The sequence below is a fragment of the Streptomyces sp. NPDC004031 genome (assembly GCF_053604375.1).
The window spans coordinates 1-4539 of sequence record NZ_JBSGHL010000129.1 but is presented as its reverse complement, the minus strand read 5'-3'; the positions used below and the strand labels follow the sequence as shown (position 1 = coordinate 4539).

Here is a 4539-nt window from a genome sequence, read left to right as displayed (position 1 = left end):
CCCTCACCCCCCACACCCTCACCACCACCCACCACCACCCCCAAACCGCCCACCGCAACACCACACCCCACACCCCCCACCTCACACCCACCACCGGGCAGGGCCTGCTGGCCGTGCCGGAGGGGCCGGAGCCGTGGAGCCTCGACATGGAGGTCGCGGGCTCGCTGGACGCCATCTCGCTCAACTCCTTCCCGGAGGCGCTGGAATCGTTGCAGCCGGGGCAGGTACGGATCTCCGTCCGGGCGGCGGGTCTGAACTTCCGTGACGTCCTGGTCGCGTTGGGGATGGTGCCCGACGACGGGCGGGCGAAGGCCGGTGAAGTCGCGGGCGTGATCACTGAAGTGGCGTCGGACGTCACCGGGTTCGCCCCGGGAGACCGGGTCATGGGTCTGCTGAGCACCGTCCTCGGGCCGATCGCGGTGACCGACCACCGCTGGATCACGCACATGCCGACGGGTTGGTCGTTCGTGCAGGCCGCCGCCGCACCGGTGGTCTACCTGACCGCCTACTACGGTCTCGTCGACCTCGCCGGGGCCAAGCGCGGCGAATCGCTGCTGCTGCACGCGGCGACCGGCGGTGTCGGCCTGGCCACGCTCGAACTGGCCCGCCACTGGGGGCTGGAAGTCTTTGCGACGGCGAGCCAGGGGAAGTGGGAGACGCTGCGCGCGGCGGGGATTCCCGACGACCACATCGCGTCCTCGCGCAGCCTGGACTTCGAGGAGGAGTTCCGCACGGTCCTCGGCGACCGCGGGGTGGACGTCGTCCTCAACTCCCTTGCCCACGAGTACGTTGACGCCTCGCTGCGGCTCCAGCGCAAGGGCGGCCGCTTCCTGGAGATGGGCAAGACCGACAAGCGCGACCCCGCGACGATCGCGAAGCAGTACGACGGTGTCACCTACCAGGTGTACGACCTGCTCGACGCCGGCCCGGAGCGGGTGCAGCAGATGCTGTGCGAGCTGCGGGAGTTGTTCGAGAGCGGGGTCATCCGGCCGCTGCCGGTGACCACGTGGGACGTACGGCAGGCGCCCGACGCCATTCGGTATTTCAGCCAGGCCCGCCACATCGGCAAGCTGGTGCTCGTCCTTCCGCAGCCGGTGCAGACCGAAGGGACGGTCCTGATCACCGGAGCGACCGGGGTGCTCGGTGGCCTGGTGGCACGCCACCTGGTCGCCGAACACGGCGTACGCCGACTGCTGTTGACCAGCCGCAGCGGCCTCGGCGCACCAGGAGCCGGCGAACTGGTCACCGAGCTGGAGGAGGCCGGGGCCGACGTCTCCGTCGCGGCCTGCGACGTGGCGGACCGCGGGGCCCTGGCCGAACTGCTGGCCCGGATACCCGCGGAGCACCCGCTGACGGCCGTCGTCCACACAGCGGGAGTCCTGGCGGACGGCGTGATCGAGGCGCTGACCCCGGAGAGCCTGGAGACCGTGCTGCGGCCCAAGGTGGACGCGGCCTGGAACCTCCACGAACTCACCAAGGACCTGGACCTGTCGGCCTTCGTCCTCTTCTCCTCCGCGGCGGGCACCCTGGGTACTGCCGGGCAGGCCAACTACGCCGCTGCCAACGCGTACGTGGACGCGCTGGCCCGTCACCGGCAGGCCCTCGGACTGCCCGCACACTCGCTGGCCTGGGGCCTGTGGGCTCAGACAAGCAGCATGACCGCCCACATGGGCGAGGCCGACCTCGCCCGGATGAAGCGGACGGGCGTGCACCCCATCACCTCCGAGCAGGGCATGGCCCTGTTCGACTCCGGTCTGGAGTCGGCCGAGGCGGTCGTCGTCCCGATCCGGATCGACCTGGCGGCGATGCGTTCCGGCACCGCACCGGAAAACGTGCCGTACGTCCTGCGCAGCCTGGTCCACCGGCCCTCCCGGCGCAGCGTCGCGTCGGCGGGGACGGCAGCCGTCGGCACCGGCGTCACGTTCAAGGACACCCTGTCCGGACTGACCGGCCCCCAGCAGCGTACGGCCGTCCTCGACCTGGTCCGGGGACAGGCCGCAGCCGTGCTCGGCCACGCGGACGCCGACCGCCTCGACGACGAGCGGGCGTTCAAGCAGCTCGGCTTCGACTCGCTCACCGCAGTGGAACTGCGCAACCGCCTCGGCTCGGCGACCGGCCTGAAGCTGCCCGCCACGCTGGTCTTCGACCATCCGACGCCCCGCGCGCTCTCCGGCTACCTGCTGGACGCGCTGGCGCCCGAGGAAGCGGACCTCTCCAAGAGCCTGATCGCTCAGCTGGACGAGATCGACCTCACCCTGGCCTCCATCGACGGCGACGGCGACGGCAACGACGCCCAGACGAAGATCGTCGCCCGGCTTCAGGCGCTGCTGTGGAAGTGGGGCGGTCCGTCCGGGGCCTCCGACGCCGACGACGCGGACGAAGACCTGGATTCGGCCAGCGACGACGAGCTTTTCGACGCACTCGACAATGAGATCGGAAACTTCTGATGGCGAATGAAGAGAAGCTCCGCGACTACCTCAAGCGCGCCACCGCGGACCTGCGCCAGGCCAACCGGCGCCTCCGCGACCTGGAGGCGAAGGATCAGGAGCCGATCGCGATTGTCGGGATGAGCTGCCGATACCCCGGTGACGTCACGTCGCCCGAGCAGCTGTGGCGGCTGGTGACCGAGGGCGGTGACGCGATCTCCGGATTCCCCACCGACCGCGGCTGGGACCTGGAGAAGCTTTTCGACCCGGACCCGGAGACCCCGGGGACGTCGTACGCGCGCCACGGCGGGTTCCTTGAGCGGGCCGGCGACTTCGACGCCGAGTTCTTCGGCATCAGCCCGCGCGAGGCGGCGACCGCCGACCCGCAGCAGCGCCTGCTGCTGGAGACCTCGTGGGAGGCGTTCGAGCGGGCCGGCATCGACCCCGCCACCGTCCGCGGCAGTGACACCGGCGTGTTCGTCGGCGTCATAGCCCAGGACTACGCCTCCCGGGCGAACGAGGTCCCCGACGAGTACGAGGGCTACCTGCTGACCGGCAGCACGACGAGCATCGCTTCCGGCCGTGTTGCCTACACCTTCGGGCTGGAGGGCCCGGCGGTGACGGTGGACACGGCGTGCTCGTCCTCGCTGGTCGCCCTGCACCTGGCCGCGCAGTCGCTGCGCCGGGGCGAGTGCACCATGGCCCTGGCCGGCGGCGTCACCGTCATGGCCGCCCCGACCCTGTTCACCGAGTTCAGCCGCCAGCGCGGGCTGTCGGCGGACGGCCGCTGCCGCTCCTTCTCCGCCGACGCCGACGGCACGGGCTTCGCCGAGGGCGTCGGCGTGCTGCTGGTCGAGCGGCTGTCCGACGCCCAGCGTCTCGGCCACCCCGTGCTGGCGGTGGTGCGTGGCAGCGCGGTCAACCAGGACGGTGCGTCGAACGGTCTGACGGCGCCGAACGGTCCTTCGCAGGAGCGGGTGATCCGTCAGGCGTTGGTGAGTGCGCGTCTGGCGTCGGCGGATGTGGATGTGGTGGAGGCGCACGGGACGGGTACGCGGCTGGGTGACCCGATCGAGGCGCAGGCGTTGCTGGCGACGTACGGGCAGGGGCGGTCGGAGGACCGCCCGCTGTGGCTGGGGTCGGTGAAGTCGAACATCGGTCACACGCAGGCGGCCGCGGGCGTCGCGGGTGTGATCAAGATGGTGATGGCGATGCGGCACGGCGTCATGCCGCGCACGCTGTTTGTCGGCGAGCCGACCCCGCACGTGGAGTGGGACTCGGGTGCGGTGGAGCTGCTGACGCAGTCGCGCGAGTGGGACGAGGCCGGGCGTCCGAGGCGTGCTGCGGTGTCCTCGTTCGGCGTCAGCGGGACGAACGCGCACGTGATCCTGGAGCAGGCGCCGGTGCTTGAGGTGGCGGCGCCGGAGGGGGATGCGGGCGAGCCGGACGAGGGTGTCACTTCGGTGGTGTCGGGTGTGGTGCCTTGGGTGGTGTCGGGTCGGGGTGGGGGTGCGGTTGCCGGGCAGGCTGCCCGGTTGGTGGAGGCTCTGGGGGAGGGTGAGGGCTGGTCTCCGGGTGATGTGGGCCGGTCGTTGATCGGTTCGCGGGCGGTGTTCGAGGACCGGGCGGTGGTGCTCGGTGGTGATCGTGAGGAGCTGGTGGCGGGTCTGGCCGCGCTCGCGGATGGTGTTGAGGTGCCGGGGGTGGTGCGGGGCCGTGCGGCGGGCGAGGGCCGGGTGGCGGTGCTGTTCACCGGACAGGGCTCCCAGCGCCCCGGCATGGGCGCCGAACTCTACGACTCCCACCCGGTCTTCGCCCAGGCCTTCGACGAGGTGTGCGCCGCGCTGGACGCGCACCTCCCGGTCCCGCTCAAGGACGTCGTCCTCACCAACGGTAGGGAGGACGGGGGCGGGGAGGACGGGCGTCTGGATCAGACGCTGTTCACGCAGGCTGCGCTGTTCGCGGTGGAGTCGGCGCTGTTCGCGCTGGCCCGGTCCTACGGTGTCGTCCCGTATGTGGTGGGCGGGCATTCGGTGGGTGAGGTGACCGCCGCGCATGTTGCGGGTGTGCTGTCGCTGCCGGACGCGGCGCGTCTGGTGACCGCGCGGGGGCG

General features: G+C 71.4%; 2 protein-coding genes. Both read left to right on the top strand.

All coding sequences use genetic code 11. The annotated features are described in order from the left end of the window. On the top strand, positions 1–2447 hold a 2447-nt coding region (locus ACWERV_RS36550), incomplete at its 5' end, for an SDR family NAD(P)-dependent oxidoreductase (RefSeq protein WP_452941182.1). Continuing rightward, positions 2447–4539 (top strand): type I polyketide synthase (locus ACWERV_RS36545; RefSeq protein WP_452941180.1); only part of this gene is annotated, 2093 nt, incomplete at its 3' end. The genes ACWERV_RS36550 and ACWERV_RS36545, both read left to right, overlap by 1 nt.